The organism is Sulfurimonas denitrificans DSM 1251, assembly GCF_000012965.1.
Classification (GTDB): Bacteria; Campylobacterota; Campylobacteria; order Campylobacterales; family Sulfurimonadaceae; genus Sulfurimonas; species Sulfurimonas denitrificans.
Genome location: NC_007575.1, coordinates 2,104,752 through 2,131,036, shown reverse-complemented (window position 1 = coordinate 2,131,036; position 26,285 = coordinate 2,104,752). Strand labels below are relative to the sequence as shown.

The 26,285-nt window shown below is 35.8% G+C and carries 22 protein-coding genes; 15 read left to right on the top strand and 7 right to left on the bottom strand.

Annotated features, from left to right (window positions below):
- Positions 1–8: 8 nt before the first annotated feature.
- The 5 genes from rpsT to SUDEN_RS10585 all read right to left on the bottom strand — a co-directional run bounded on the left by rpsT (position 9) and on the right by SUDEN_RS10585 (position 4,746).
- Positions 9–269: a 30S ribosomal protein S20 gene (gene rpsT, locus SUDEN_RS10605; RefSeq protein ID WP_011373658.1), complete on the bottom strand. Its 261-nt coding sequence runs from the start codon at positions 267–269 to the stop codon at positions 9–11.
- Between the two features lie 127 nt (positions 270–396).
- On the bottom strand, positions 397–1,608 hold the full coding sequence (locus SUDEN_RS10600) for an ABC transporter permease (RefSeq protein WP_011373657.1): 1,212 nt from the start codon (positions 1,606–1,608) through the stop codon (positions 397–399).
- Positions 1,608–2,318, bottom strand: coding sequence for an ABC transporter ATP-binding protein (locus tag SUDEN_RS10595; RefSeq protein ID WP_011373656.1), 711 nt, complete (start codon positions 2,316–2,318; stop codon positions 1,608–1,610). The genes SUDEN_RS10600 and SUDEN_RS10595 overlap by 1 nt, the downstream gene beginning before the upstream one ends.
- The gene (locus SUDEN_RS10590; protein ID WP_011373655.1) at positions 2,318–3,514 is read right to left on the bottom strand and encodes an efflux RND transporter periplasmic adaptor subunit; all 1,197 of its coding nucleotides are present in this window, start codon (positions 3,512–3,514) and stop codon (positions 2,318–2,320) included. Before SUDEN_RS10590 ends, SUDEN_RS10595 begins: the two co-directional genes overlap by 1 nt.
- A complete protein-coding gene (locus tag SUDEN_RS10585; RefSeq protein WP_011373654.1) occupies positions 3,511–4,746 on the bottom strand; it encodes a TolC family protein in 1,236 nt (411 codons plus the stop codon). Before SUDEN_RS10585 ends, SUDEN_RS10590 begins: the two co-directional genes overlap by 4 nt.
- A gap of 148 nt (positions 4,747–4,894) precedes the next feature.
- On the opposite strand from SUDEN_RS10585, the gene glmM reads away from it, so the two are divergent.
- The 7 genes from glmM to SUDEN_RS10550 all read left to right on the top strand — a co-directional run bounded on the left by glmM (position 4,895) and on the right by SUDEN_RS10550 (position 11,965).
- Positions 4,895–6,235: a phosphoglucosamine mutase gene (gene glmM / locus SUDEN_RS10580; protein WP_011373653.1), complete on the top strand. Its 1,341-nt coding sequence runs from the start codon at positions 4,895–4,897 to the stop codon at positions 6,233–6,235.
- The gene (gene lspA, locus SUDEN_RS10575; RefSeq protein ID WP_011373652.1) at positions 6,228–6,689 is read left to right on the top strand and encodes a signal peptidase II; all 462 of its coding nucleotides are present in this window, start codon (positions 6,228–6,230) and stop codon (positions 6,687–6,689) included. Before glmM ends, lspA begins: the two co-directional genes overlap by 8 nt.
- Positions 6,690–6,860: 171 nt before the next feature.
- On the top strand, positions 6,861–8,162 hold the full coding sequence (gene tig, locus SUDEN_RS10570; RefSeq protein ID WP_011373651.1) for a trigger factor: 1,302 nt from the start codon (positions 6,861–6,863) through the stop codon (positions 8,160–8,162).
- 4 nt (positions 8,163–8,166) lie between these two features.
- Positions 8,167–8,757: an ATP-dependent Clp endopeptidase proteolytic subunit ClpP gene (gene clpP, locus SUDEN_RS10565; RefSeq protein ID WP_011373650.1), complete on the top strand. Its 591-nt coding sequence runs from the start codon at positions 8,167–8,169 to the stop codon at positions 8,755–8,757.
- A 19-nt stretch (positions 8,758–8,776) separates the two neighbouring features.
- Positions 8,777–9,826 (top strand): GGDEF domain-containing protein, encoded by a 1,050-nt coding sequence (locus SUDEN_RS10560; RefSeq protein WP_011373649.1) that lies wholly within the window; start codon positions 8,777–8,779, stop codon positions 9,824–9,826.
- A 15-nt stretch (positions 9,827–9,841) separates the two neighbouring features.
- Positions 9,842–10,378 carry a peptide deformylase gene (gene def / locus SUDEN_RS10555; protein WP_011373648.1) on the top strand — a complete coding sequence of 179 codons (537 nt, stop codon included), beginning with the start codon at positions 9,842–9,844 and terminating at the stop codon, positions 10,376–10,378.
- 75 nt (positions 10,379–10,453) lie between these two features.
- Positions 10,454–11,965, top strand: a complete 1,512-nt coding sequence (locus tag SUDEN_RS10550) for a YifB family Mg chelatase-like AAA ATPase (RefSeq protein ID WP_011373647.1) — start codon at positions 10,454–10,456, stop codon at positions 11,963–11,965.
- 41 nt (positions 11,966–12,006) lie between these two features.
- Here the strand turns inward: SUDEN_RS10550 and SUDEN_RS10545 are convergent, their stop codons facing one another.
- Both SUDEN_RS10545 and metH read right to left on the bottom strand, forming a co-directional pair.
- Complete coding sequence (locus SUDEN_RS10545) at positions 12,007–12,585, bottom strand: YceI family protein (RefSeq protein ID WP_011373646.1); 579 nt, start codon at positions 12,583–12,585, stop codon at positions 12,007–12,009.
- A 103-nt stretch (positions 12,586–12,688) separates the two neighbouring features.
- Complete coding sequence (metH, locus tag SUDEN_RS10540) at positions 12,689–16,180, bottom strand: methionine synthase (RefSeq protein WP_011373645.1); 3,492 nt, start codon at positions 16,178–16,180, stop codon at positions 12,689–12,691.
- A 199-nt stretch (positions 16,181–16,379) separates the two neighbouring features.
- Between metH and ccoG the strand changes: the two genes are divergently transcribed.
- The 8 genes from ccoG (at position 16,380) to aroC (ending at position 26,248) form a co-directional block, all read left to right on the top strand.
- A complete protein-coding gene (gene ccoG / locus SUDEN_RS10535) occupies positions 16,380–17,813 on the top strand; it encodes a cytochrome c oxidase accessory protein CcoG (RefSeq protein ID WP_011373644.1) in 1,434 nt (477 codons plus the stop codon).
- 56 nt (positions 17,814–17,869) lie between these two features.
- Entirely contained in the window at positions 17,870–21,355 is a 3,486-nt protein-coding gene (locus SUDEN_RS10530) for a DUF748 domain-containing protein (RefSeq protein WP_011373643.1), read from the top strand.
- Positions 21,356–21,458: 103 nt separating this feature from the next.
- On the top strand, positions 21,459–22,505 hold the full coding sequence (locus SUDEN_RS10525) for a YeiH family protein (RefSeq protein WP_011373642.1): 1,047 nt from the start codon (positions 21,459–21,461) through the stop codon (positions 22,503–22,505).
- A gap of 70 nt (positions 22,506–22,575) precedes the next feature.
- A complete protein-coding gene (locus SUDEN_RS10520) occupies positions 22,576–23,043 on the top strand; it encodes a hypothetical protein (RefSeq protein WP_011373641.1) in 468 nt (155 codons plus the stop codon).
- Positions 23,043–24,089, top strand: coding sequence for a tetratricopeptide repeat protein (locus SUDEN_RS10515; RefSeq protein ID WP_011373640.1), 1,047 nt, complete (start codon positions 23,043–23,045; stop codon positions 24,087–24,089). Before SUDEN_RS10520 ends, SUDEN_RS10515 begins: the two co-directional genes overlap by 1 nt.
- The gene (rnhA, locus tag SUDEN_RS10510) at positions 24,064–24,495 is read left to right on the top strand and encodes a ribonuclease HI (RefSeq protein ID WP_011373639.1); all 432 of its coding nucleotides are present in this window, start codon (positions 24,064–24,066) and stop codon (positions 24,493–24,495) included. The genes SUDEN_RS10515 and rnhA overlap by 26 nt, the downstream gene beginning before the upstream one ends.
- Positions 24,492–25,172: a ribonuclease III gene (gene rnc, locus SUDEN_RS10505; protein ID WP_011373638.1), complete on the top strand. Its 681-nt coding sequence runs from the start codon at positions 24,492–24,494 to the stop codon at positions 25,170–25,172. Before rnhA ends, rnc begins: the two co-directional genes overlap by 4 nt.
- Positions 25,172–26,248, top strand: a complete 1,077-nt coding sequence (gene aroC / locus SUDEN_RS10500; RefSeq protein WP_011373637.1) for a chorismate synthase — start codon at positions 25,172–25,174, stop codon at positions 26,246–26,248. The genes rnc and aroC overlap by 1 nt, the downstream gene beginning before the upstream one ends.
- The last annotated feature ends 37 nt before the right edge of the window (positions 26,249–26,285 follow it).

Genomic DNA, 26,285 nt, shown 5'->3' with positions numbered 1-26,285 from the left:
TGTTAACCTTATATAGCGTTTACAGCTCTGTGCAGACGGCTAATTTTTCTTGCAGCAGTCTCTTTTTTCAAGACACCCTTGCTTACAAATTTTTGAATTTGTTTGTTTGCTACGCCCATTGCTGAGGCTGCTTCTTCTTTGTTACCTGCGGTTATTGCAGAACGAACATCTTTTACAATGTTTTTAAGACGAGTTCTATAAAAACGATTACGTTCGCTACGAACGATAGTTTGGCGAATTCTCTTAATTGATGACTTGTGATTTGCCATGCATGAGTCCTTCTCATAAAAATTTAGTGCAGAATATTAGCTTAAAAATAATTAAAATTAAGTTAAAGCCAAGCTAAAATAAAACTATTTCTATATTTTTGTTTAAAAATCTGACTTTTTTATACTTTTATTCATGTCTGAGTGCATCAATTGGGTTTAATCGAGCTGCTTTTTGCGCAGGAAAGTAACCAAAAACAACTCCCACACATGTAGAGAACAAAAAGGCAATAATGATAATGTAGGTATTAACAATGAGAGGAAGATCAAAAAAGATTGTAGCTCCAACACCTACACTAATGCCCAAAACTATCCCAATAACTCCACCAAGTGAGGAGAGAACTACAGCCTCTACTAAAAACTGAAGTAAAACTTCTCTCTCAAGGGCACCGATGGCTAGTCGGATGCCTATTTCACGAGTTCGCTCTGTAACTGAGACAAGCATAATGTTCATAATTCCTATTCCTCCAACCAAGAGGCTAATAGCAGCGACAGCGCCGAGTAAAATAGTAAGCATTTTGGTTGTAGATGAGAGAGTTTGAACCATCTCTCGCATATCATGTACAAAAAAATCATTATCTTGGTTTAAACCGATGCGGCGACGCTCTTGCATAAGCATAATAGTTGAAGCTTTAACATCCTCGATATTTTCTGAGCTATTAGCTGAGAGCATGATTCTTGATATATCCTGATTTCCGCTGATGCGGCGTTGAAACATTCTAATTGGAGCAACAATTATATCATCTTGATCCATTCCAAACATCGCAGCCCCCTTGGACTCCAAAAGACCGATAACTTCACAAGAAAAATTCTCCAGCCGCATAGATGTTCCTATTGGGTCAAGGTCACCATAAAGCTCTTTTTTAACACTCTCTCCTATTACACAAACCGCTTTTCCGCTACGGAGTTCTGTTTCGTTGAAATTTCTGCCAGATGCAAAAACCCAATCTTTGACAATAAAATAGTCGTTATTGCTCCCCTCTATGGTTGTTGAATAGTTTTGATTCCCATAAACAGCGCGTATCATAGTTGAACCAACAGGTGCCGCACCTCTTAGATTTGCAATCTCTTTTTTTATAGCTTCTATATCACTATGGGTAAATTTTTTTGCCATAAGAGAACTGCTTGGTGGTCCTTTGCGCTCTTGCCCAGGGATAACCATAAGCATATTTGTGCCAAGTTTTGATATGTTTTGAGTTATAAATGCAGTTGTTGCATCTCCTAGCATAACCATAGCGATAACTGATGCTATCCCTATTACAATACCTAATGTTGTGAGAATAGATCTCATAGCACTTCTGCGAATCTCTCTAAATGCTAGAAAAAAAGCGTTTTGTATCATCAAGCTTTCTCTACATGTAGTGTATCATCAATCTTTCCATCACGAAAACGGATAATTCTAGAAGCGTAAGATGCCATCTCATTCTCATGCGTTACCATGACAATAGTTAATCCTTTTTCTTTGTTAAATGAGCTAAGCAGCTCCATAATCTCTCTGCTTTTTGCAGTGTCTAAATTCCCAGTAGGCTCATCTGCTAGTAAAATAAAAGGGTCTGTAACTATGGCTCTTGCAATAGCAACTCTTTGTTGTTGTCCGCCTGAGAGTTCTGCTGGTGTGTGATGTGCCACTTGCTCAAGACCAACGCTGCGAAGTGCATTCATTGCCATTTCTGATCTTTGGCGTGCTGGAAAACCTCGATATAAAAGAGGCAGTTCAACATTTTCAATAGCAGTTGTTTTGCCCAAGAGATTGAATCCTTGAAATATAAAACCGATGTAATTGCGGCGAAGGAGGGTTCTTTGGTCAAGAGAGAGCTTTTGGATATCTACACCACCAAATAGATAGTCGCCACTGCTTAGAGTATCTAAGCATCCTATGATATTCATAGCCGTAGATTTTCCTGAACCGCTAGGACCCATTATTGCAACAAATTCACCACGTTTAATCTCAAGATTTACACCACGAAGAGCGTAAGTTGTAGCTTCTGCGCTGCCATAAGATTTTACCACTTTATGAAGAGAGATAACGGCTTCTTTCTCATCTAGTGTCATTACTTTTTAATCCCAATAATTACACTATCACCAACTTTTAAATCTGATGATAAAACAACCGTTGATGAGCCATCACTTTTTCCAACTTTAAGCTCCACTTCATGAGGTTTATTATCTTTTAATATCCATACATGTAGTGTTTGTAAAGCCTCTTTAGCCTTTTTTTGGCTATCGCTTTGTTCAGGAGGCGTAAAACGAAGAGCTGCGTTTGGTACAGTTAAAACATCCTCTAAAATAGAAGTAGTTATCAAAGCAGATACTGTCATTCCAGGGCGAAGGAGTAGGTCTTGGTTGTTTACATCAACCACTGCATCATAAGTTACAACCCCGTTAATTATCTCTGAGTTTAGGCGAAGTTGTGTAATCGTACCTTTAAATTTTTTATCTGAATAAGCAGCAACGCTAAATTCAACACTTTGAGACTCTTTAACATCGCCAATATCAGCCTCATCAACACTTAAAATGATTCTCATTTTTGTCAAATCTTCTGCCATTTTAAATAAAATAGGTGTCTGCATTGTTGCTGCTACAGTTTGCCCTGGCTCAACTTTTCTCTCCAAAACAATGCCATCTATAGGTGAGAGAACAATTGCTTTGCGAAGATTATCCTCATTAGCAGCAAGTTCGGCAGAGGCTTGTTTGGTTTGGGCTATTGTGGCATCATAGGCAGCTTTTGCTCTGTCCATACTGGCTTTAGCCTCATCAACCTCTCTTGCGGATGGGTAATTTCCATTTGTTGCGCTATACATCTTATCTACTCTCTCAAACTCGCCTTGTGCATAGACTACAGTTGCTTTTGCCTCAGCTACATTTGCTCTGTATCTTGAGAGTGCTGCTTTTGAGCTCTCAACGGCAGAGTTTAGACGAGTTGTATCGAGTTTTGCCATAACTTGAGAGACTTTTACATGAGTGTTATAATCAACTAAAACCTCACGAATAGTTCCTGAGACTTCAATACCAACATCAACGCTGTTTGTAGGCTCTAAATTCCCAGTTGCTGAGACAGTTGTTGTTATGTCTTTTAGCTCTACTGGAACGCTTAAATAAGAGAGAGCACTCTTTGAGTTATAAAATTTATAGTAGGCAGCAGTGCCAAAAACAAGAACTAAAACAGTAGCTATCCACATATACTTTTTAGAAGATTTTTTAGCACCTTTTGCTACTGTTAGTTCAATAGCCTCTTTTGTTGGTATCATCTATGTTCCTTGTTTGTGCTAAAGTGAAGTTTTGCTAACTCAAGCTCTATATTTATCTCATTTATTTTTATATTGTATTGCTCTATCTCTTTAGAATTTTTTAGTGTTTGTAAATCATATCCTGTTTTGTAACCCATATCCACACCCGACGCAATAACGGCTATGAGCTCATCATACAGAGAGAGATTTTTTGATGTAATCTCAATATATCTTTTATAGCTCTTTATAAGTTCAATTGATTGTGCATAAGAGGCCCTAAGGGAACGCTCTTTATCTTGAAGCTCAGCTGAGGATTTTAAAAATATCGCTTTTGCCTCCTCTTTAGTTGCATTGGCATTGTATGAAATAGGTATATTCAAGGATAATCCAGCACTATAAAAACCACCATCATATCTCATAAAACTCTCTCTTGCGTCATAGCTCTGGTAGCCTGTGGAGCCACTAATTGTAAGCGAGGGAAGATAACTACTCTTTGTTATATTGTATAGTTCTTTGTAACTCTTGCTCTGTGCGTTGGTAAATTGAAGGTCAAAATTATCTCTAAGATAGTTATCCTCTTGGATTAATTCAAAAGAGTATAGCTGATAACTCTGCGGGTCTATATCGCTTATTTTTGAGACCTCTAACCTATATTTAGCTCTGTTTGCCTCAAGAAGAGCATAGTTTTTTTGCTCAGCACTTTTGTTCATAAGAGCATTATTTAATTCGGTAATATCAACTTTTCCTGCAGTGTAGAGTTGGCGTTTTATAAAGATTTCAATATCATAATTTGCAAGTTTTTTTGTGCTTTGCTCTAGCTCATAGTTGCTTTTTTTATAACCCAAAAGAGATAGAAAAAAATCTTCATTAAGAGAGGATATCTCTTTATATAGACCAAGCTCATCAGCTCTTTTTTTTGCATCTGCATAATTTATAGCGTAAGTTATTCCGCCCGAGCGGAAAATATCCTGAGAGATAGATGCCTGAATCTTCTTTGAATCTGAGTACATGTCACTGGCACTTTTGTCGTATCCATAAGAGGCATTAAGATTTAGTGGTGCAATCCAGTTATATTTTAGCTTCTCATGCTCTGATTCATAACGCTTCTGCTCTTGAAGCAGAAGCTCTTGTTTCTCTTTGGATAGAAGTTCAACGCTCTTACTATAAAGAGCCGTATTGGAGAGTAAAATTAGAATCAAATAAAAGTTGCCTACTCTTTTCATAATTGCAATATAACCTTTTTTAAATTTCACTATTATTACCTAACTTTATATACTTTTAGGAAATATGCACAAAGGGGTAGTTATTTCTTGTCTATTTTTATATTATACATGTAGCTTTAGGGAGTACAACATCAGCTAAATGTGTTAAAATACAACAATTTAAATTTTGGAAAATGTCATGAAATTATTTGGAACAGATGGAGTTAGGGGTGAAGCTGGTACATTTTTAACCGCAGAACTTGCTATGAGAGTAGCTATGGCTGCTGGGATATACTTTAAAGCGCACTCTATAACAAATAAGATTTTGGTTGGCAAAGATACACGAAGAAGTGGATATATGATAGAAAATGCTATTGTTAGCGGATTGACTGCTATAGGATATGATGTTATTCAAATCGGACCGATGCCTACTCCAGCCATTGCATTTATAACTGAAAATATGCGTTGTGATGCGGGAATTATGATAAGTGCATCTCATAACTCTTTTGAAGATAATGGGATTAAATTTTTTGATGGACGTGGAGATAAACTTCCTCATAGCGTTGAAGAGGAGATAGAGAAGATATTTTTTGATAAAGATACTATTTTGGAAGCTCAAACTCAAGGCAAATACATAGGCAAAGCGAAAAGAATTGATGACGTAATAGGGCGCTATATAGTTCAGTTAAAAAATTCATTTCCTAGAGATCTATCTCTTAAGGATATGCGAATAGTTTTAGATGCAGCGAACGGTGCAGGATATATGGTTGGACCAACAGTTTTAGAAGAGCTCGGCGCTGAGGTTATTGTTTTGCACAACAAACCCGATGGTTTCAATATAAATGATAGTTGTGGTGCACTTCATACAAAAGATGTTTGCGAGAGTGTCGTAAAGTACAGAGCGGATTTGGGAATTGCACTTGATGGAGATGCCGATAGAGTAGTTATTGTAGATGAAAATGGTGTGGTTGTAGATGGAGATCAACTTCTTGGCGCTCTTGGCGCTTTTATGAGTGATAGAGGCACGCTAAAGGGTGGCGGAATTGTCTCAACTGTAATGAGCAACAGAGGTTTGGATGATTTTATGTCTGATAAAGGGCTAAAACTATTTCGCTCAGATGTAGGAGATAAAAATGTTTTAGAGGTGATGAAAAAAGAGGGAATAAATTTTGGAGGTGAGCAGAGTGGACATGTAATAATTAGCGATTTTGCAAAAACTGGAGATGGTTTAGTTTCTGCTCTTCAAGTTTTAGCGCTTCTGTTAAAAACGTCCCAAAAGGCTTCAAAAGCTCTCCGCCCATTTGCTCTATATCCTCAAAAACTTGTAAATATAAAAGTCAAGACAAAAAAAGTGCTAAGTGAGATAGATGGACTTGATGAAAAATTAAAAGAGCTTGATGAAAACGGAGTTCATCATCTTGTTCGTTACTCAGGGACTGAAAATAAGTTAAGAGTTCTACTTGAGTGCAAAGATGCTAAAAAAATGAATCTCTATATGGATGAAATGGTAGAGTTTTTTCAAAAAGCCCTAAATGCATAATAAAACAGTTCGCCATTTAACAATACTGATACTTACAATAGCAGGTATTTTTATAATTGATCAAAATATAAAGTCACTTTTTGTGGATGGTTACAGATATTACAGTGATTGTATAGATTTGATTTTGGTATATAACAAAGGGGTGGCATTTTCAATGTTTGCCTTTTTGGATGAGTCGCTAAAATATATTCAACTTGTTCTGGTTTTTGGTGTTTTTGGTTATATGCTCTACCTAAATCAGCTCTGTTATGCAATCCCAGCTGGATTGATGCTTGGTGGAGCATTTTCAAATATATATGATAGATTTATTCATGGCGGGGTTGTAGATATGGTTTATTGGCACTGTGGATTTGATTTTGCGGTGTTTAATTTTGCAGATGTAATGATAGACGTTGCAGTGGTATGGATACTTCTGCTTAACTTTAAACCTAAGTTTTGTAAAAATCACTCCTAAAGATAGATAAAAGCAGATTTAAGGTAATATTGCCAAAATTGTAATGAAATAAGATTGAATTTTAATGTTATTAAACTTCAAATTTTTAAGTGGCATACGGGTTAGTTACACTAAAGAAAGAGATTTTTTTAGTGCTAAGTTGAGATAATAAAATTAAATAAAAGGAAATTGATGAAAATCAAAACAAATAAAATAAATAGTGCAAATGCTCAAATTGAAGCAGAAATCCCAAGAACGACAATAGATGCAAATATAGAAAAAATTGCTAAAAATTTAACAAAAACTGCTTCAGTTCAAGGTTTTCGCAAAGGTAAAGTTCCTGTAACAGTTATCAAAAAACAGTATGGTGAGCGTTTAATTCAAGATGCAGAAGCAGAAGCACTTCGTGAAGTTTTAAATAAGGGACTCGATGAGTTAAAAGTGGCGATGAGTGCATTAATTGGCGAGCCAAATATCTCTAAGTTTGACAAAAGTGATGATAAAATTGAAGTAACTGTTAAAATCGCTATGAGACCTGAAATAAATCTTGAAAACTACGCTGACATGGTTGCACCTTTTAAAAAGCCTGTGATAAGTGATAAAGAAGTTGAAGATAGACTTGAGAAGTTAGCTGATTCACAAGGCAAATTTGTCGATTTAAAGAAAAAAAGAGCAGCCAAAGATGGTGACAGTGCGATAATAGACTTTGAAGGTTCAATTGATGGAGAACTATTTGAAGGTGGTGCAGCACAAGAGTTTGCACTTGTTCTTGGCTCTAATCAATTTATCTCAGGTTTTGAAGAGCAAGTTGTTGGTATGAAAATTGGTGAAGAGAAAGTTATAAAAGTAACATTCCCAGAGAGTTATGGTTCTGAGAAGTTAGCTGGAAAAGATGCTGAATTTAAAGTAACACTTCACAATATTCAAGAAAAAGTAAAAGTAGAAATTGATGAAGCTTTCGCTGCAAAAATGTTAGCAGGTCAAGATGACAAAAGTTTAGAGAATTTAAGAGCTCAGATAAAACTTCAATTAGAGAATGAGGCACTTGCTAAACTTTATAATGAAGAGTTAAAATCTGCACTCTTAGAGACATATGTTGAAAAAATCAATTTTGATTTACCAGAATTTGTAGTTGAGCAAGAGATTGATGTTTCACTTAATAGAAAAGCTAGCACAATGAGTGAAGATGAGATTAAAGAGCTGCGTGAAAATGCCGATAAACTTCAAGAACTTCGTGAAACATTCCGTCTTGATGCTCAAAAAAGTGTAAAAGCTACATTTATCATAGATGCATTAGCAACTAAGGAAAAAGTTAGAGTAGATGAGAATGAAGTTATGCAAACAATTTATTATGAGGCTATGCAGATGGGACAAGATCCAAGATTAGCTTACGATAAGTATAAAAATGCTGGTTATTTACCTGCAATTCAGATGTCAATGGTTGAGGATAAGGTGCTTACACAGATTCTTAACTCAAAGATAAAAGAGGCTTAATTAGATGAGTTATATCCCTTATGTAGTTGAAAAAACTGCTCGTGGAGAGCGTTCTTATGATATCTACTCTCGTCTTTTAAAAGATAGAATTATTATGCTAAGCGGAGAGGTAAACGACGCTGTTGCTTCATCAATAGTGGCGCAAATGCTTTTTTTAGAGGCTGAAGACCCAGAAAAGGATATCTACTTCTACATAAACTCTCCTGGCGGTGTAGTTACTGCTGGAATGGCTATCTATGATACTATGAACTATATCCGTCCGGATGTTGCTACTATATGTGTTGGTCAAGCTGCATCAATGGGAGCATTTTTACTCTCAAGTGGAGCTAAAGGAAAGAGGTATGCTCTTCCACATGCAAGAATTATGATTCATCAACCTCTTGGCGGTGCTCAAGGACAAGCTACAGATATTGCGATACAAGCAAAAGAGATTCTTCGTATGAAAGAGGAGTTAAATGCTATTTTGGCAAAAAACTGTTCTCAGAGCATTAAAAAAGTAGAAAAAGATACAGATAGAGATAACTTTATGAGTGCCGAGGAGTCAAAAGAGTACGGCATGATAGATGAAGTTTTACTAAAAAAGAGCAAAGAGTAACTAAAAAAAAGGAGTTGGTATGGCTGGACCTTTAAGGAGCAGAATAAATCGTAACAATACAACCGCAAAGCCGTTGGCAGCAGTTACAGACAAGAGTGTAGCTGTTGAACCAGAAGGCGAGCTTGAACTCTACTCAAAAGAGGTTTTAAACGCTCTTATTAAAGATGGATTGCCACCAACACCAAATAATTTTGCACTCTATTTTGATAGACTCCTAGAGGATAAGAGCCAAAGTGCACGTGCTCATATCGCTTCTATGCTAGAGCTTGAAGAGAGCAATGATGCAGAGAACTCTATTATGATTGAACAAAGCTTAAAACAGGGCTTCTCGTATATAAAAAATATTCTTAGCATTACTGCAAATTTATATAAAAATATGGCACTTATGACTAAAATTCTTGAAAAAAGAAAAGAAGACTTAGAAGCAAGCGGTGATATAAAAGAGGCTAAAAATATAGCAACATCACTTGGTTTTGACATAATAAAACTAAATGAGATAATTAAAAAACAGAGCAGCAGCATCAAATGTATGTACGATGATACTGCAAAAATTATAAAAAATGTTGAAAATGAGACCATCTTTGATAATCAGTATGGTGTTTATAATAAGCGCTATTTGATGAGTAAAATTGAGCAAGAGATAAGCTTGATAATGAAGTTTAAACATAAGAGTTCGCTTATTATGATTGAGCTGTCTCGTGATTTAAAAGCTAGTGTTGCAAATGAAAAAGCGGTTATGCTTATGACAAAAACTATAGCAAGACTTCTGCTTAAGACTTCAAGAAGAAGCGATATAGTCACACACTATGGAAATGGCGTTTTTGTTATGCTTTTAAAGCATACCGATATAGAGAGTGCTAAAAAAGCAAGTGAGAGACTTTGTGAACTTGTCTCAAATAGCAACTTTTTTTTAGCAGACCGTGAAATCCAGCTTAAAATTTCGGTAGGTATTACTGATATAACAGAAGATAGTTCAGTAGAAGAGATTATTGTGAGTTCTATGGATGGGATAGAAAAAGCATATGAAAATCCTAAATTAGATTATGCGGTTTTATTAAGAAAAACTTAAGAGCAATAGAAGAAGATGAAGCTGACAATAGTAGAATATCCAGATAAAAGACTTAAAGAGAAATCAAAAATTGTTGAGAAATTTGATGAAGAGTTGCATAAACTCCTTGAAGCAATGTATGCATCTATGATAGAATCAAATGGCATAGGCTTAGCTGCTATTCAAGTTGGATATGCAAAACAGGTGCTACTTTTAAATATTCCAGACGACAATGATGAACAGTCAAGAGATTCGCTTATAGAGATGATAAATCCTATAATTACACAAAGTGAGGGAGAGACTATTTATCAAGAGGGCTGTTTAAGTGTACCTAGTTTTTATGAAGACGTTAGCAGATTTGAGAGAGTTTGTGTTAATTATCAAGATAGAGAAGGAAACACAAAGACAATTGAAGCAACTGGGTTGCTTAGTGTTGCAATACAACATGAGATAGACCATCTACATGGAGTACTGTTTATAGACAAACTCTCATACTCTCGCAGAAAAAAGTTTGAAAAAGAGTATAAAAAAGTCCAAAAAGAGAAAAAACTCTCAAAGAACCAATTCGCTTAATGACATTTTGTCATATTTTATCACATCTAAAAATTTAAATAGTATAATTATATCAACTTAATAGAGGTTGATATAATGAAAATGGTTGCATGTGCCACTTATGAAGGTATAGAAGCAAAAGTTGTTTATGTCGAATCCACTCTTACAAAGGGACTGCCCTCTTTTAGTGTTGTTGGAATGGCAAGCGCATCTATAAATGAGGCGAAAGAGCGTGTAAAATCTGCGCTTCTTTGCAATGAGTTTACATTTCCACCAAAACGAATTACAATCAACCTTGCTCCAAGTGACGTCAAAAAAGAGGGTAGTCAATTTGATCTGAGCATTGCTCTTTTAATTGCACTTGATTATCTTGAAGATGATTTAAGTCAATGGTTTGTTTTTGGAGAATTGGGTCTTGATGGCGTTGTTAAAGAGAATCTTCAGCTGTATCCGCTTCTGTTATCTCTTGCTAAGCAAAAGATAATTAAAAAATCAATAGTTCCATACGAGAGTTTGGATAAACTCTCAAATATACCAGATATAGATTTTTATGGTGTAAAAAATTTAAATGAGGCGATAGCACTTTTAAAAAATAGCGCAAATGCTATGCCTAATATAGTGCATAAAAAAATTGAGTATCCAAACATAAGTGTAAGAGATCAATTTTACTACTATGATGAAGAGTATGTTGAAGATTTTTTAGATGTCAAAGGGCAAGAGGTGGCAAAGAGGGCGGCACTTATAAGTGCCGCTGGATTTCACAATATTTTATTAGAGGGAAGCCCTGGATGCGGAAAAAGCATGATAGCGCAGCGCCTTAGATATATACTTCCTCCTCTTAGCAGTGATGAAATTTTAGATATTGCAAAGCTTGATGCTCTTGATGGTAAAGAGCCGCAATTTAGACCGCTTAGAACTTTTCGCTCTCCTCATCACTCATCTACAACTGCTAGTGTATTTGGTGGTGGAAGTCATACGGCAAAAATTGGAGAGGTTGGGTTGGCTCATCGTGGAATTTTATTTTTTGATGAACTTCCACACTTCTCTAAGAGTGTTTTAGAGGCTCTTCGTGAGCCACTTCAAGATAATAAAATACGAATTTCAAGAGTAAACTCTAAGATAGAATACCCGAGTGATTTTCTATTTGTAAGTGCAATGAACCCATGTCCATGCGGTAACTTACTGCATAAAGAGAAAGAGTGTAGATGTAGAGAGCTTGATATTCAAAGGTATAAAAACAGACTATCAGAACCATTTTTGGATAGGATTGATTTATCTGTTGTGATGCAACCTGTATCTTTGCACGACAGAGCAACTATTAGCTCTAAAGAGATGCATGAAAAAGTTATTGAGGTACATAAAATAGTAAAGCAAAGGGAGCAGCGCACTTTTACGGCAAAACTAAGTGATGCAGAGGTTGATAAATATTGCATACTTGATAAAGAAGCAAATGATATTTTACAAAGAGCTACAATGCAGTTTGCGCTATCATTTAGAGCTATAAAAAAAGTTCAAAAGATATCCCGTACTATTGCAGATTTGGAATCGAGTGTTATTATTGAGAAAAGACACATTTTAGAAGCTTTGAGTTATAGAAGAAGAGGCTAGAAGAGAGTTTCCTAGCCAAGAGTGTTTACATATAATATGAGTTAAAACTCATCATCACCTTTTAAAATGCCTTGTATCTCAACATTAAGTTTTACAATTTCGCTTACAACAACGCCACCAGCTTCAAGAGCTTGGTTCCATGTAATGTTGTAATCTCTTCTATCAACTTTACCACTTAGACTAAGCCCAGCTCTCTGTTTTCCCCATGGGTCTGTAACAGTACCACCAAACTCATAATCAAGAACAACATCCTTTGTAGTGCCTTTGATAGTTAATTTTCCATAAGCTTTATTACCTTTTATTTTATCAAGGACAAAAGTGACTTTTGGAAACTGTTTTGCATCAAATATCTCATCAGACTTTAAATGTGCATCTCTTTTTGCAATATTTGTATTTATAGATTCAACTTCCATCTCACCACTTAAAGCGATAAGTTTGTTTTTCTTATCTAGCTCAAAAGTTCCATCAAATTTTTGAAACTCTCCGTTTACTGTGCTTATCATCATGTGCTTAACTGAAAAAGTAACATTCGTGTGAGAAGGATCCACCTTATATACACCACCAAAGAGTGAACTTACACCTAGAGCTAACGCAATAGCAAGAAATTGCAATTTTTTCATTTTTTTATCCTTTATATTGTTTGAAACATTATAGTATTAAGTAGTGATGAAAGAGTCTTAACTTTGTCAGTTAGTGACAAAGTTTAAGCGGTACTACAAAAAGCTATACGTTGTAATAGGTTGCATTTGGATGATAAACCACAAGTGCGGAGGTTGATTGCTCTGGATGAATTTGGAATGTTTCACTTAACTCAATCCCAAACTCTTCTGGCTTTAGAAGGTTAAAGAGTGGGCGATTAAGCTCTAAATCTGGACATGCGGCATAACCAAACGAGTATCTTGAGCCTTGATATCTGTTCATCTGAACATCGCTAAGTTTGCTCCCCTCTCCATCAGAGATATTTAAGTCAAGCCTTATCTGTTTATGTACTATCTCTGCCAAGGCCTCTGCAAGTTCAACTCCAAGACCGTGAAATTGATAGTACTCTGTGTATTCGCCTCTATCATAAATCCCTCTCTCTACATCGCTTAGTTTTGATCCAGCACTAACACATGTAAAAGCAACCACATCATCTCTATCACTATGGAAGAAATCACTCAAGGCTCTGTGAGGTTGTCGTGATTGGCGTGGAAAAGTAAACTTCTCTATCGCTTGGTTTCTTACCTTATCAAGATCTTCGCGATTAATCTCTTCTTGGCTATTGTAGCCTCTGCTTTCATCAAAAATAAGCAGAGAATCATCATCACTTCTGCACGGCCAATATCCATATATAATGGTAGGTTCAAAGAGTTTCTCTTCAATAAAACGCTTTTTTAACTTCTCATAAGCTGGCCAGACTATATCGTTTAGCTGTTTTTCGTAAGCTTCTTCACTCAAGCCTTTTGAACTGTATCCCCAACGTGATTTAAAAAGCAGTTTATGGTTTATCCAATCAAAAGCCATCTCAATTTGTTGAGGTGTAAGTTTAAGTTCGCGTCTTCCCCAAAAAGGAGGTGTTGGTACAGTAACATCACGCGATGGCATTTTGAGTTCGCTAAATGGAGGAATAATTACCTCTTCTTTTATCTTTACTATTTTTTCTTGAGAATCTTTTGGGTGAAGATTTGTATCAAAATTTCCAGCTTCAATACGGCTCATAGCGGTTACGCCATCAAATGCATCTTTGCAGTAAAATATAGGACCATCATATAATGGACGGCAAAAATCATCTATAAAGGAGCGGGTAAGTGCGGCACCACCTAGTAAGACTGGTATTTTTATCCCCTCTTTTTGGAGTGTTTCAAGATTTTCTTTCATAACTTGTGTTGATTTAACAAGTAAACCGCTCATCCCAAGAGCTGTGGCATTTGACTCTTTTATGCTCTGTATAAATTCACCAATATCTACTTTTATACCAAGATTTTTAACTTTAAAACCGTTGTTTGAGAGGATAATATCTACAAGATTTTTACCAACGTCATGCACATCGCCCTTTACTGTTCCAAGCGCTAAAGTTGTATCTACACTTTTATCAATTTTCGGCAAGTATGGGTTTAGATAATCGACTGTTTTTTTCATAGTTTCCGCACTTTGCAGAACAAAAGGGAGCTGCATCTGCCCAGAGCCAAAGAGTTCGCCTACAACTTTCATAGCATCAATTAGTATCTCATTTACGATTTTCTCAGGAGCTACCTTATGACGTGCCTCTTCAACAAGTGGAATCATTCTATCTTTGTCGCCGTCCATTAGCAGTTTTGCGATTTTTTCTTCATCACTCATGGCTAAATATGCTTCATCCACTGCGTTGTTATCAACTGCTTCTTTTGTGCTAAAGTGGTCTATAAACTCAAAGAGTGCTGCCGCATTTGGTTTGCGGTTGAAGATGAGGTTATCGCAAATCTCTTGATCTTCTTTGCTTATCTTGTTTATAGGAATAATATGGGCTACGTTTATGATAACACTTGTTAACCCAGCTTCATTGCAGTGGTGTAAAAACATGGAGTTTAGATATGGTCTTGCATCTTTATCAAGCCCAAAAGAGATGTTTGAGAGTCCTAGTGTAGCGCCTACTTCTGGGTGTCTGCGTCTTAATTCTCTTATGGCTTCAATAGTGTTTATACCAGCATCAAGATACTCTTCATCGCCACTTCCAAGCGTAAATGTAAGAAGGTCAAAGACTAGATTTTCAGCTCTTATGCCATGTTTGTTTACTGCCAAATCATAGATGCGCTCCGCAACTTCAAGCTTTCTCTCAACGCTCTTTGCCATGCCTATCTCATCAATAGTTAGACAAACAAGAGCAGCACCAAATTTTTTAGCAAGAGAGCAGACGGCATCAAATTTCTCTATTCCATCTTCAAGATTTACTGAGTTGATTATAGGTTTTGCACCGATTAGTTTTAATGCCTCTTCAAGGGCTGCTGTTTGTGTTGAGTCTGGCATAAGAGGGAGTGCTATTTTTTGGGCATAAAGACTCATTACTCTGTTCATATCTTTTGTCTCATCACGTCCAGCAAAGCCAACGCTGACATCTAGCACGTGCGCTCCTGCTCTTACTTGTTGTTGTGCTACACTTAGAGTTCCCTCATAATCTTCAGCTAAGAGAAGCTCACGAAATGCTTTTGAACCTGTTGCGTTTGAACGCTCTCCTATAAGCAGAGCCGAAGACTCTTGCATAAGCGGAACTGTAGAAAAAAGAGATGCTAAGGAGTTCTCATGTTTTCCACTTGGTGCTTTTGGAGCTATATCACTAACAAGGTTTACCAACGCTCTTATGTGTTGTGGAGTTGTCCCGCAACATCCACCCAAAAAGCTAACACCATCAAACTCCAAAAAGCTCTGCTGTTTTGCTGCAAATTCATCTGGTCCCATTGGATAGTATGTGTATCCTCCACGATTTTGAGGAAGCCCAGCGTTTGCGTGAACGCTGATTGGTTTATGCCAAATTTCGCTCAAAGTTTTTACATGTTTTAGTACTTGTTCAGGACCTGTTCCGCAGTTAAATCCTAGACTCAATATATCAAATGGCTCAAGGATGGTTGCTATCGTTTGCGCATCTGTTCCGATGAGCATAGTTCCACTAAGCTCAATTGTAACGGAGACCATGATAGGAATCTCTACGCCTCTTTGCTTTGAAGCTTCATTGCACGCATGAAGGGCTGCTTTTATCTGGAGCGGGTCTTGAGCGGTCTCTAGTAAAAAAACATCAACACCACCATCTATAAGTGCTAAACAAAACTCAGTATAACCCTTGTACATCTCATCATAAGTTATATGTCCAAGAGATGGAAGCTTTGTACCTGGTCCGATTGAGCCAAGACAGAAGCGTGGATGAGTTGGAGTTGAGAATTTTTTGCACTCATCTTTTGCAAGTTTTGCTCCAGCATATGTTAGCTCATAAGCACGATGCCCGATTTGGTACTCATCTAAAACCCAAGAGAATGAGCCAAAGGTGTTAGTTGTAACAAAGTCTGCACCAGATGTAAGATAAGCGTGAAAAATCTCGCTGAGTATCTCTGGAGCGGTAACATTTAAGAGTTCATTACAACCCTCGTTGCCCTCCCAAGCCTCTTTTGAGATTTTGTCATCTCGCTGTTGGAGCTGTGTTCCCATAGCTCCATCTATAATGAGCGGTCTGTTTTTGATAGTTTTTAAGATATACTCTTTAGTTGTCATGTAAAATCTTTTCGGTAAAATAGTAGTTCTCTATTTTATCAGAACAGAGCATAAAAGAGACTTTTATAAAAAATATATTTAAATTTATAATTATTATTACAATAGATAATGAGAATTTATATAATTTTTGTTATAATTTTGGCAAGATTATGTCAAAAAGTATATTTTAGAGTGTAACAATAGAAAATTAGGAGTATTTATGAGTGAAGAGATAAAAGGTTTTAAAATACCTACCGCTTGGAGAATAAAAAGATATTATTTCTTTATTCTTTTGACAATTATGGCTTTGGTTTTACCTTGGATTGAGGTAAATGGGAGTCACTTTTTTCTACTTAGTTTTGATAAATTAAAGCTTCATCTTGGATTTGTTCAGTTTGATATGCAGGAGTTATATCTTTTACCATTTTTATTAATGATGCTGTTTTTGGGAATTTTTGGTATGACGGTTATGGGTGGAAGAGTGTTTTGTGGCTGGATTTGTCCGCAAACTATTTTTCGGGTAATCTACCGTGATGTGATTGAGACAAAACTGCTAAAACTTAGAAAGCGTATAAAAAACAAACAACTAGAACCAGATATGAGTATTGCTCAAAACAAGATAAAAAGAGCTGTTGCTATTTTGCTTTGGGTTGTGCTCTCTTTTGTCGCTAGTGCAAATCTTATCTGGTTTTTTGTGCCGCCTGAAGATTTTTTTGCTTACATGTCAGATCCTTTTGAACATATGATTTTGCTTGGTACTTTAGTATCATCTGCACTTTTTCTCATTTATGATATTGTATTTTTACAAGAGGATTACTGTATTTATGTATGTCCATATTCAAGGATACAGTCTGTTTTATATGATGAAAATACTGTTATGGCGCTTTATAATACAAACAGAGGCGGACATATCTACAATAGTGACAAAGAAAAAGTATTTACAAAACAAAAAGATCTCCAAGCAGTTGAAGCTCACGCAGAGTGTACTGCATGTGAGAGTTGTGTAACAGTTTGTCCGACACATATCGACATACGCAAAGGGTTACAGCTTGAGTGTATTAACTGTTTAGAGTGTGTTGATGCATGTACTGTTGTTATGGGAAAACTAGGCAAACCATCTCTTGTTACTTGGTCGAGTGAATATGAGATTATAGATAAAAAAGGCAAGACAAAATACTTCCGTCCAAAGATTATTGCGTACATTGTGCTTCTTATTGGAATCGCTGTTGCGATGATTATTATGGGTAGTAAAAAAGAGAATATGCTTCTAAATATAAACAAAGAAAATCGCTTATACTCTGTTCATAAAGAGAGCGATGGAAGAGTTGTAGTAGAGAACGCTTATGAGTTTTTACTACAAAATACGCAGAATAAAACTCTAAACTTCTACTTTGAAGTTATATTGCCTCAAGGTCTAAAGGGAACTTTAGAGATTGAAAAACCAAAAGACTCTTTTGATGTAACACCTGATGTGAAAAAGAAAAAAATTGTAGTGCTTAGAACATATGATAAGTTAGCAGATGATTCAAGACATGATACGATTATTCCCATAACCATACGTGCTTATGCAGTAGGACATGAGGGAGAGATAGAAGTTCTTAGAGAGTCAACTTTTACCTATCCACGAGAAGATATCTTAAGAGAGGCTAAATAATCTCTGTTTAAAATACAATACGATAGACTTTAGCTATTAAGCTTCAAGGTCTATCAATGTTTAAGAAAATTTTACTCTCACTTATAGCCTTTTATACAGTAGTTGGTTTTTTGGTAGTTCCACTTCTCTTGGAATCGCAAATACCAAAGAGTGTTGCAAAGAGCACAAACTCAAACATAACTATCAAAGATATATCGCTTAATCCATATCTCCTTGAGTTGAAAATTTCTGGTGTAGAGTTAAGAGATGAGGAGAATAACCACCTCGCCTCTTTTGACTCTTTATACATCGATGTAAAATTGCTCCCACTTTTAAAAGGGGTGCTACATGTAAAAGAGATAAATTTTAAAAATCCACAAATTTCTCTTCTATATGACAAAGATAGAACATTTAATTTTGCAAATTTAGTAAAAGAGAGCGCAGATGATAACAGCACAGCAAAAAGCAAAAATAGCCTAAGAGTTATAGTTGATAGCCTCTCTCTCTCAAATGGTATCATTGCGTATAAAGATTTTTCAAAACCTCAAAAATTTGAGTTTATAGCGGATGCAATAAGCTTTAAACTTACAGATATTGATACAAAAGATTTCAGCTCAAGTGGCGCAAAATTTAGATTTAACTCAAATTTGCAAGATGGCGGAGAGATTGATTTGAGGGCAAATATTTTAGCTCTAAACCCTTTTGCAGTAGATGGAAGAGTTGATATCAAAGACGCTAAATTGTACTCAATTTGGAAATATATTCAAGATGTCTTGAGGGTCGAAGTAGCCGATGGGGTGTTTAGTTTTGGTGCAACATATAACTTTAATATAGATGATATAAATGCAACACATGTAGATAATATACACCTCACTCTTAATGATTTGAGAGTTAAACCAAAAGATGCCAATAACGATATTTTAACCCTAAAGAGTTTGAATATTAGTGATGCAAGTATGAAACCGATGGATTACAAGGTATCGGTAAAGAGTGTTGTTTTGGACTCAATGAAGGTTAAGGTTGAGCGTGATGAAAAAGCAGAGATAGATTGGGTTGGCTATTTTAAAAGTGATAGCTCTTCAAATAAAGAGCTAAAAAAGGATGATAATGCGACAAAATGGAGTGTGGCCATAGAGAGTGTGGGGCTTAAAAAAATAGCTGCCATATTTCATGACAAAACTATAAAACCATCACTCAAAACAGAGCTTAACTCTCTTGATGCAGAGATAAAAAATATTACACTCTTGGGCGAAGAGCCAATAAAATATGCCCTTGATTTGGTTTTAAACACAAGCGCTACATGTAGATTTGATGGCTCTTTGATACATAAAAATCTACTGCTTGATAGTTATATAAAATGCGCCAATTTTGACATTACACATTACAATCCATACATAGATAAAATTGCCCAAGATAAGCTCAAAAAGTACAATATTGCTCTTAAGAGTGCTACTTTAGGCTTTGATGCAAACCTCTTGCTAAGAGATGAAAATCTACATGTAGCTGGTGCAAATTTTGATATAAAGAGCCTCTCTTTAAGCAGAAGAGACAACAAAGAGCAACTAGCAGAATTTAAAAATTTCTCTCTAAAAAATGCTGCTTTGGATACAAAAACAAAAGAGTTACATGTAGAAAATATCTCTTTAGATGAGTTGGCTCTAAATATAAGCAGAGCGAAAGATGGCACTCTAAATCTTGATGGCTTAGTAGAGGCTAAAGAGGAGATAAAAAACGAAAAGAGTGTAAAAACAGCAGAAGTTCCATATAATGTAAAGCTTGACTCATTTGATATGAATGGCGCAAAACTCCTATTTGATGATAAAAGCATACAAGATAACTCAAAAACCATAATTGATAATATAAATATAAGTGCAAAAAATATAGATTCAAAAGAGAAGAGTTGGTTTGATTATGCACTTGGTTTGAGGGTTAATTCTAATGGTTCTATTAGCTCAAATGGCTCTATTAAACACACTCCGCTTGAACAAAAAGGGGAATTTGAGTTTAAAAATATCTCTTTAAAAGAGATTACTCCATACTTAAGAGAGAGCACATTCCTAAGGATAAGTGATGGATATTTTAGCCTAAAGAGCAAGAGCAGTTATAAACAAAAAGCAGATAAGTACAAAGTAACGCTAGAGGGAAGCTTGAGCGTTGAGAACTTCTTTTTACATGATACTAGAGATGATAGTACAGTAGCCTCTTTTATAAAAGCAAATCTTAACTCATTTAAGTTTGATACACTCTCAAATGAGCTAAATATGGATGAAATACTGCTTGAGTCTTTCTACATTGATGCGCAGATAGATAAAAATAAAACTATGAATCTAGCAAAACTTCTTAGAGAAAAAAAGTCACATGTAGAGGAAAAGCCATCAAACAAACCCCCTCTAAGCTATAAACTCCTTAATCTAAAAGTAACAAATGGAAGTGCCAATTTCGCAGATTACTCACTTCCACTCGATTTTAAAACGGCAATACACGGTTTAAATGGAAATGTATATGCAATTTCAAGCGCGAAAGAAGAGGTTAGTTATGTTGAGATTGATGGTGGAGTTGATGAGTATGGCTCCGCAAAACTAAAAGGGAGCGTTGAGGCTTCAAACATAAAGTCATATATGGATTTACTCTTTAGTTTTAGAAATCTAAGTCTCAATAATTTTAGTGGTTATAGCGCACAGTTTGCTGGGTATAAGATAGATCAAGGAAAGTTTTTTCTTGATTTAGAGTACAAAATTTTTGATTCACAGCTTCTTGGCAAAAATTCTCTGATTATCAAAAACATAAAATTGGGTGATGAGATAGAAGATGAAAATATTACAAAACTCCCACTAAAATTTGCTGTTGCTCTTCTTGAAAACTCTGAGGGTGTTATAGATATTAACATGCCCGTTGAGGGAGATATAAGTAAGCCAGATTTTAAATATGGTGCAATGATTTTAAAAACTTTTGTAAATCTTATTGTAAAAGCTGTTGCCTCTCCTTTTAAATTTTTAGCTTCTGCTATGGGCATAAGTGGAGATAATATGGATTTTGTAGAGTTCGAAGCTTCTGAGGCGGTATTGCTTGCCTCTGAGAGAGAGAAGTTAGATAACATAGCTAAGATGCTCCAAGAAAAGCCTAAATTATCTCTAATAGTTGCTAGCGGATTTGATGCAAAAGTGGATAAAGAAGCAATGCAAGCAAAGAAACTAACACAACTCATACTAAACGAAAATGCAAATGGTGTAGGTGTTAGCGTAAACACAGTTGAGTCAATATGCTCTAAATTTTTAGGAAATCAAAATATAACTCTCTTAAAGAGTGAGATTGAGAAGAAATATCAAAAAGAACTATTTAAATTAGAGTATCAAAAGGCTCTTTTTGAGAAGTGTACGCAGATGCAAAATGTGAACGATGAAGAGCTAATAGCCTTAGCAAAGACAAGAGCAGAAACTCTAACAAACTACCTCATTCAAACAAAAAACATAGAGAAATCAAGAGTGATAAAAGAGGAGACAAAAGCAAGAAGTGACTCAAAAGAGCAGTGGGTTAAATCAACTCTTAAGATAGAGATAAGATAGAGATAAAATAGAGATTAAAATAAATTATATACTAAAAGTAGATAGGGTTTTTATAATTTTTTTTGTTACAATTGCGTCTTTTTTTTTAAGATAAGGAGCCAAAATGGCATTTTCACCAACGAATAGAAAGGGCACGATAAACGGGGTAATCTTTGTTGCAATTTTTGCAGCTGCGGCTACTATGATTGCTGATATTTCGTTTGTTAAATCTCTTGGAATCTCACCTCTTGTTATCGGTATAGTTATCGGTATATTTTATGCAAATACTCTGCATAACAACACTCCAAAAGCGTGGGGCAGCGGTATCACATTTAGTGGTAAGAAGATACTTAGATTTGCTATAGTTTTTTATGGTTTTCGTATTACTTTCCAGCAGATTGCTGAGGTCGGAGTTGAGGGGTTCATGGTCTCTTTAATTATGCTCTCAACAACTTTTGTACTCGGAACATGGGCAGGGCAAAGGCTCTTTAAAATGGATAGAGACACTTCAATGTTAAGTGCTGCAGGAGCTTCAGTATGTGGGGCTGCAGCGGTTTTAGCAACAGAGCCTGTACTAAAAGCAGAAGAGCATAAAACAGCAGTTGCGGTTTCTATGGTTGTTCTTTTTGGAACAATAGCTATGTTTTTATATCCAGCACTCTATAATGTAGGCTTTTTCGATATGGATGCTAAAGAGTTTGGTATTTATGTTGGAGGAACAATACATGAGGTAGCTCAAGTTGTTGCGGTTCCAGCTTCAATATTAAATGCAAGTGCAGAGATGGCAAACTCGGCAGTTATCGTTAAGATGACAAGAGTTATTATGATAGCTCCAATGCTTATCATCTTAGGAATTTACCTCTCTTTTAGTGCTAAGAGAAGCGGAGGAGAGGCTAGCACAGTTAAACTTGTTATCCCTTGGTTTGCGGTTTACTTTATAGGTATGGCGGGATTTAACTCACTTGGAGTTGTTCCTCAAAATATTGTAGATATTATCAACGAAATAGATACCTTTTTACTTACAATGGCAATGACCGCACTTGGAATGGGAACTATTTTTGCAAAATTCAAAGGGCTTGGTTTAGCTCCTATCTACACAGCGGGCTTAATGTTTGCTTGGCTTATGGTTGGCGGATACTTTATAACAAAGTGGGTTGTTGCAGTATTTTAATGACTACTCTTTTTAACTAAAAAAGTATATAATAAATTAAAATTATAATCTCTAATAAAGGAGCCTAAGAGTGTCACATCTGCCAAGCAAACTCAACTCTTACTGGCTCTGGAGAGAAGTCTCTTCAAAGTTAGGGCTCTCAAATCCTACTTACAGATATTGGAAAAATACTCCAAATCTAAAACTAAACAATAAATACCTTTTTATCCAAAAAAGAACTCTTCCGCAAAAGTATGAACATATTGAAAATATATTGACAGATTTGTCTGGGCATCTTCCAATTAAGTACGCTTCAGATCAGTTACATGTAAGTGAACATCTCTTCTCATACGAGAAGATGAGACTACACAAAGAGTTTGAATATAAATTTGTAGAAGATGTAAAGTTTGTAAATATTAAAAAATTCTTCACAGAGTTTGGCATAAAAGTAAATAAAGATTCAATAATTCAACTTGCAAAGATAAAAGATCTTGACATCGGTCCTGAGTGTACATTTTACAATCTAAAAAATGATTATGGCATAGTGGTTTACAACTGATGGATGCTTTTTTTATAGAGTCAAAAGACCCGCTTTTTGGGATAATAATCTTTTTTGTTCTGGTTTTTGTTGTAACTTTTTTCTCTTACTGGTTTAATAAGTATAAGAAAAAAGAGGATTATAAGCACTTAGACAATTTTTTAAAACAGTTTCACTCTCTGCCCTCTCAAAATGAGCTAAAAGTGCTTATAACAAAAGGTGAACTCTCTGAGAAATCTTGGTTTTTACTAGCAAATTCTTATGCAAAAAGTGGCAATTATGAAAAGTGTATAGAAATATACGCAGAACTTCTAAAAGTAGGTGATAAAGCAAACTATAGAGAGACACTTTTTCTTCTTGGTAAAACTTACTTCAAAGCTGGATTTTTAGAGCGTGCAAGAGTTATATTTCTGGAAATTCTAAAGACAAATCCACGAACTCCTCAAGCGTTAAATTATCTGATTTTAGTATATGAACAGATGAGAAACTACAAAGAGGCGATAGAAGTTTTAGAGCCTCTTGAAGAGCTTAAAAAAGATGTTTTATTAGAGAGTACATATCTTAATATTCTTCTTATTTTAAACTCTTTAAAGCTAGGAACTGATGAAAAAGTAGATGCGCTGCTTAAGATATATAAGAGTTCGAATCTTCTCGCATATCTTATATTTGAGTATCTATTTAGGGTAAATCCTAAAGTTGCGTGGAAAAATTTTGATGCTTCAAAGAGTGAGTTGCTTATTGATATTTTATGGAGTGTAGAGAAAAAAGATTTGGATTTTAATATCATTATGCAAAATGGGTTTTTAAAAGAGCTATATAGTGCAAAAGGGTACATAAAAGAGGCAACTTCAAGTTCTGTTTTTGAGCTTAATATTTTGATAAATCTTGAGCAAAGAGCAGATGCAACTCTTGGATTTGAATATATCTGCAACAGCTGTAAGATTGTTTTTCCTTTTGCATTTCATCGTTGCAGCAACTGTCATACAATAGGCACCTCAAGAGCAGAACTATCTCTAGTTAAAGATTATCATAAGGATTTTAGTGAAGAAAATAACTCTTTTCAGTGATGGAAGCGCACTTGGAAACCCTGGTCCTGGAGGGTATGGTGTAATTTTACGCTTTGGAGACAAAGAGAGAGAAATCTCTGGAGCAGAGGAGCATACAACAAACAATAGAATGGAGCTATTGGGAGTTATTGAGGGTTTAAGGGCGCTAAGAGAGCCATGTGCTGTTGATATAGTATCAGACTCCTCTTATGTTGTAAAGGGTATAAATGAGTGGCTTGGAAGTTGGATAAAAAAAGATTTTAAAAATATAAAAAATCCAGATTTGTGGAGAGAGTATATAGCAGTATCAAAAGGTCATAAGATAAATGCGATATGGGTTAGAGGGCATGATGGGCATGTTGAAAATGAGAGATGCGATATTTTGGCAAAAAATGAAGCTCTAAAAATTAAAGAGGCAAAAAAATGAGTAAAAACATAGAGGCATTAGAAGAGATTTTGGGATATAAGTTTAAAAACCAGAAGCTCATTATCGAAGCGCTGACACATAAGAGTCACAAACAGCCCTACGATAATGAGCGACTAGAATTTTTAGGTGACGCTGTTTTGGATTTGATAGTAGGAGAGTATCTTTTTTTTAAATTTGCATCTTCTGATGAGGGAACACTCTCGAAGATAAGAGCTGCTCTTGTAAATGAAGATGGCTTTGAGAGACTGGCTAGATCTATTAATTTAGGTGAGTATATCTACCTCTCAAACGCAGAAGAGAATAATGGCGGAAGAGAGAAAGCATCACTTTTATCAAACGCTTTTGAGGCTATGATTGGAGCCATATATCTTGAATCAGGACTTGATATTGTAAAACCTATAGCCATAGGGATAATTGAGAGGAACTATCAGGAGATTTCACTAGACTCTCTCTTTAGAGATTATAAAACAACTCTTCAAGAGCTAACACAAGCTAGATTTGGTGAGACTCCAGAATATATAGTAGTTGCAAGCCGTGGACCTGATCATAAAAAAGAGTTTGAAGTTGCGGTAATTATTGAGGGCAAAGAGTACGCAAGAGCCATTGGTAAGAGCAAAAAAATAGCTCAACAAGAAGCCGCAGAGATGGCGGTGAAGATACTAAAGGGAGATGTGTAGTGAATAGTTTTGGAATAAAATTTAAAATTAGTACTTTTGGAGAGTCTCATGGAGTAGCTATTGGATGCCTCTTAGATGGTGTTCCAGCAGGTCTTTTAATAGATGAAGAGTTTATTCAAGCTGAGCTAGATAGAAGAAAACCTGGCAAGAGTGAGTTTGAAACAGCAAGAAAAGAGGATGACAAAGTTGAGATATTAAGCGGTGTTTTTGAGGGCAAAAGTACTGGAACACCAATAGCAATGATAATTTATAACACAAACCAAAAATCTAAAGACTACTCAAATATAAAAGATATATTTCGTCCTGGACATGCTGATTTTACCTATTTTCACAAATATGGTTTGCGAGATTATCGAGGAGGAGGGCGAAGTTCTGCTAGAGAGACAGCTGCAAGGGTTGCTGGTGGGGCTGTTGCAAAACTTATGCTCAAAGAGTTAGGCATTGAAGTGCAAAGCGGGATTTGTGAAGTTGATGGGATAAAGTCACTAGAGTTTGACTATGAATCAGCAAAAAAAAGCATAATCTATGCACTTGACTCTACCAAAGAAGAGGCACAAAAAGAGGCGATTTTAAGGGCTAAAAATGAACATGATTCAGTTGGGGGAGTTTCAAGGGTTCTCATTAAAGGTGTTCCAGTTGGGCTTGGGCAACCGCTATACTATAAAATGGATGCTGTCTTGGCAGATGCTATGATGGGTATAAATGCGGTAAAAGCTGTTGAGATTGGAGATGGCATACTAAGCGCTTCCCTTAAAGGTTCTATAAACAATGACGCTATAAGAGCAGATGGCTTTGTAACAAACCACTCAGGCGGGATACTTGGCGGAATTAGCAATGGCGAAGATATTGTTATGAATGTTTACTTTAAACCAACGCCATCAATTTTCAAAGAGCAACAAACTATTACATGTAGAGATGAAGAGGTTGATTTTTCGCTAAAAGGTCGTCATGATCCATGTGTTGCAATTCGTGGAACGATAGTATGTGAAGCTATGGCGGCATTAGTTATTGCTGATATGCTTCTTTTAAATATGGGCTCTGAGATGAGTGGAGTTTTAACTTATTATAAGAAGTAACATAATCACCTTAGATAATTCAAATAGTAAGTTATAA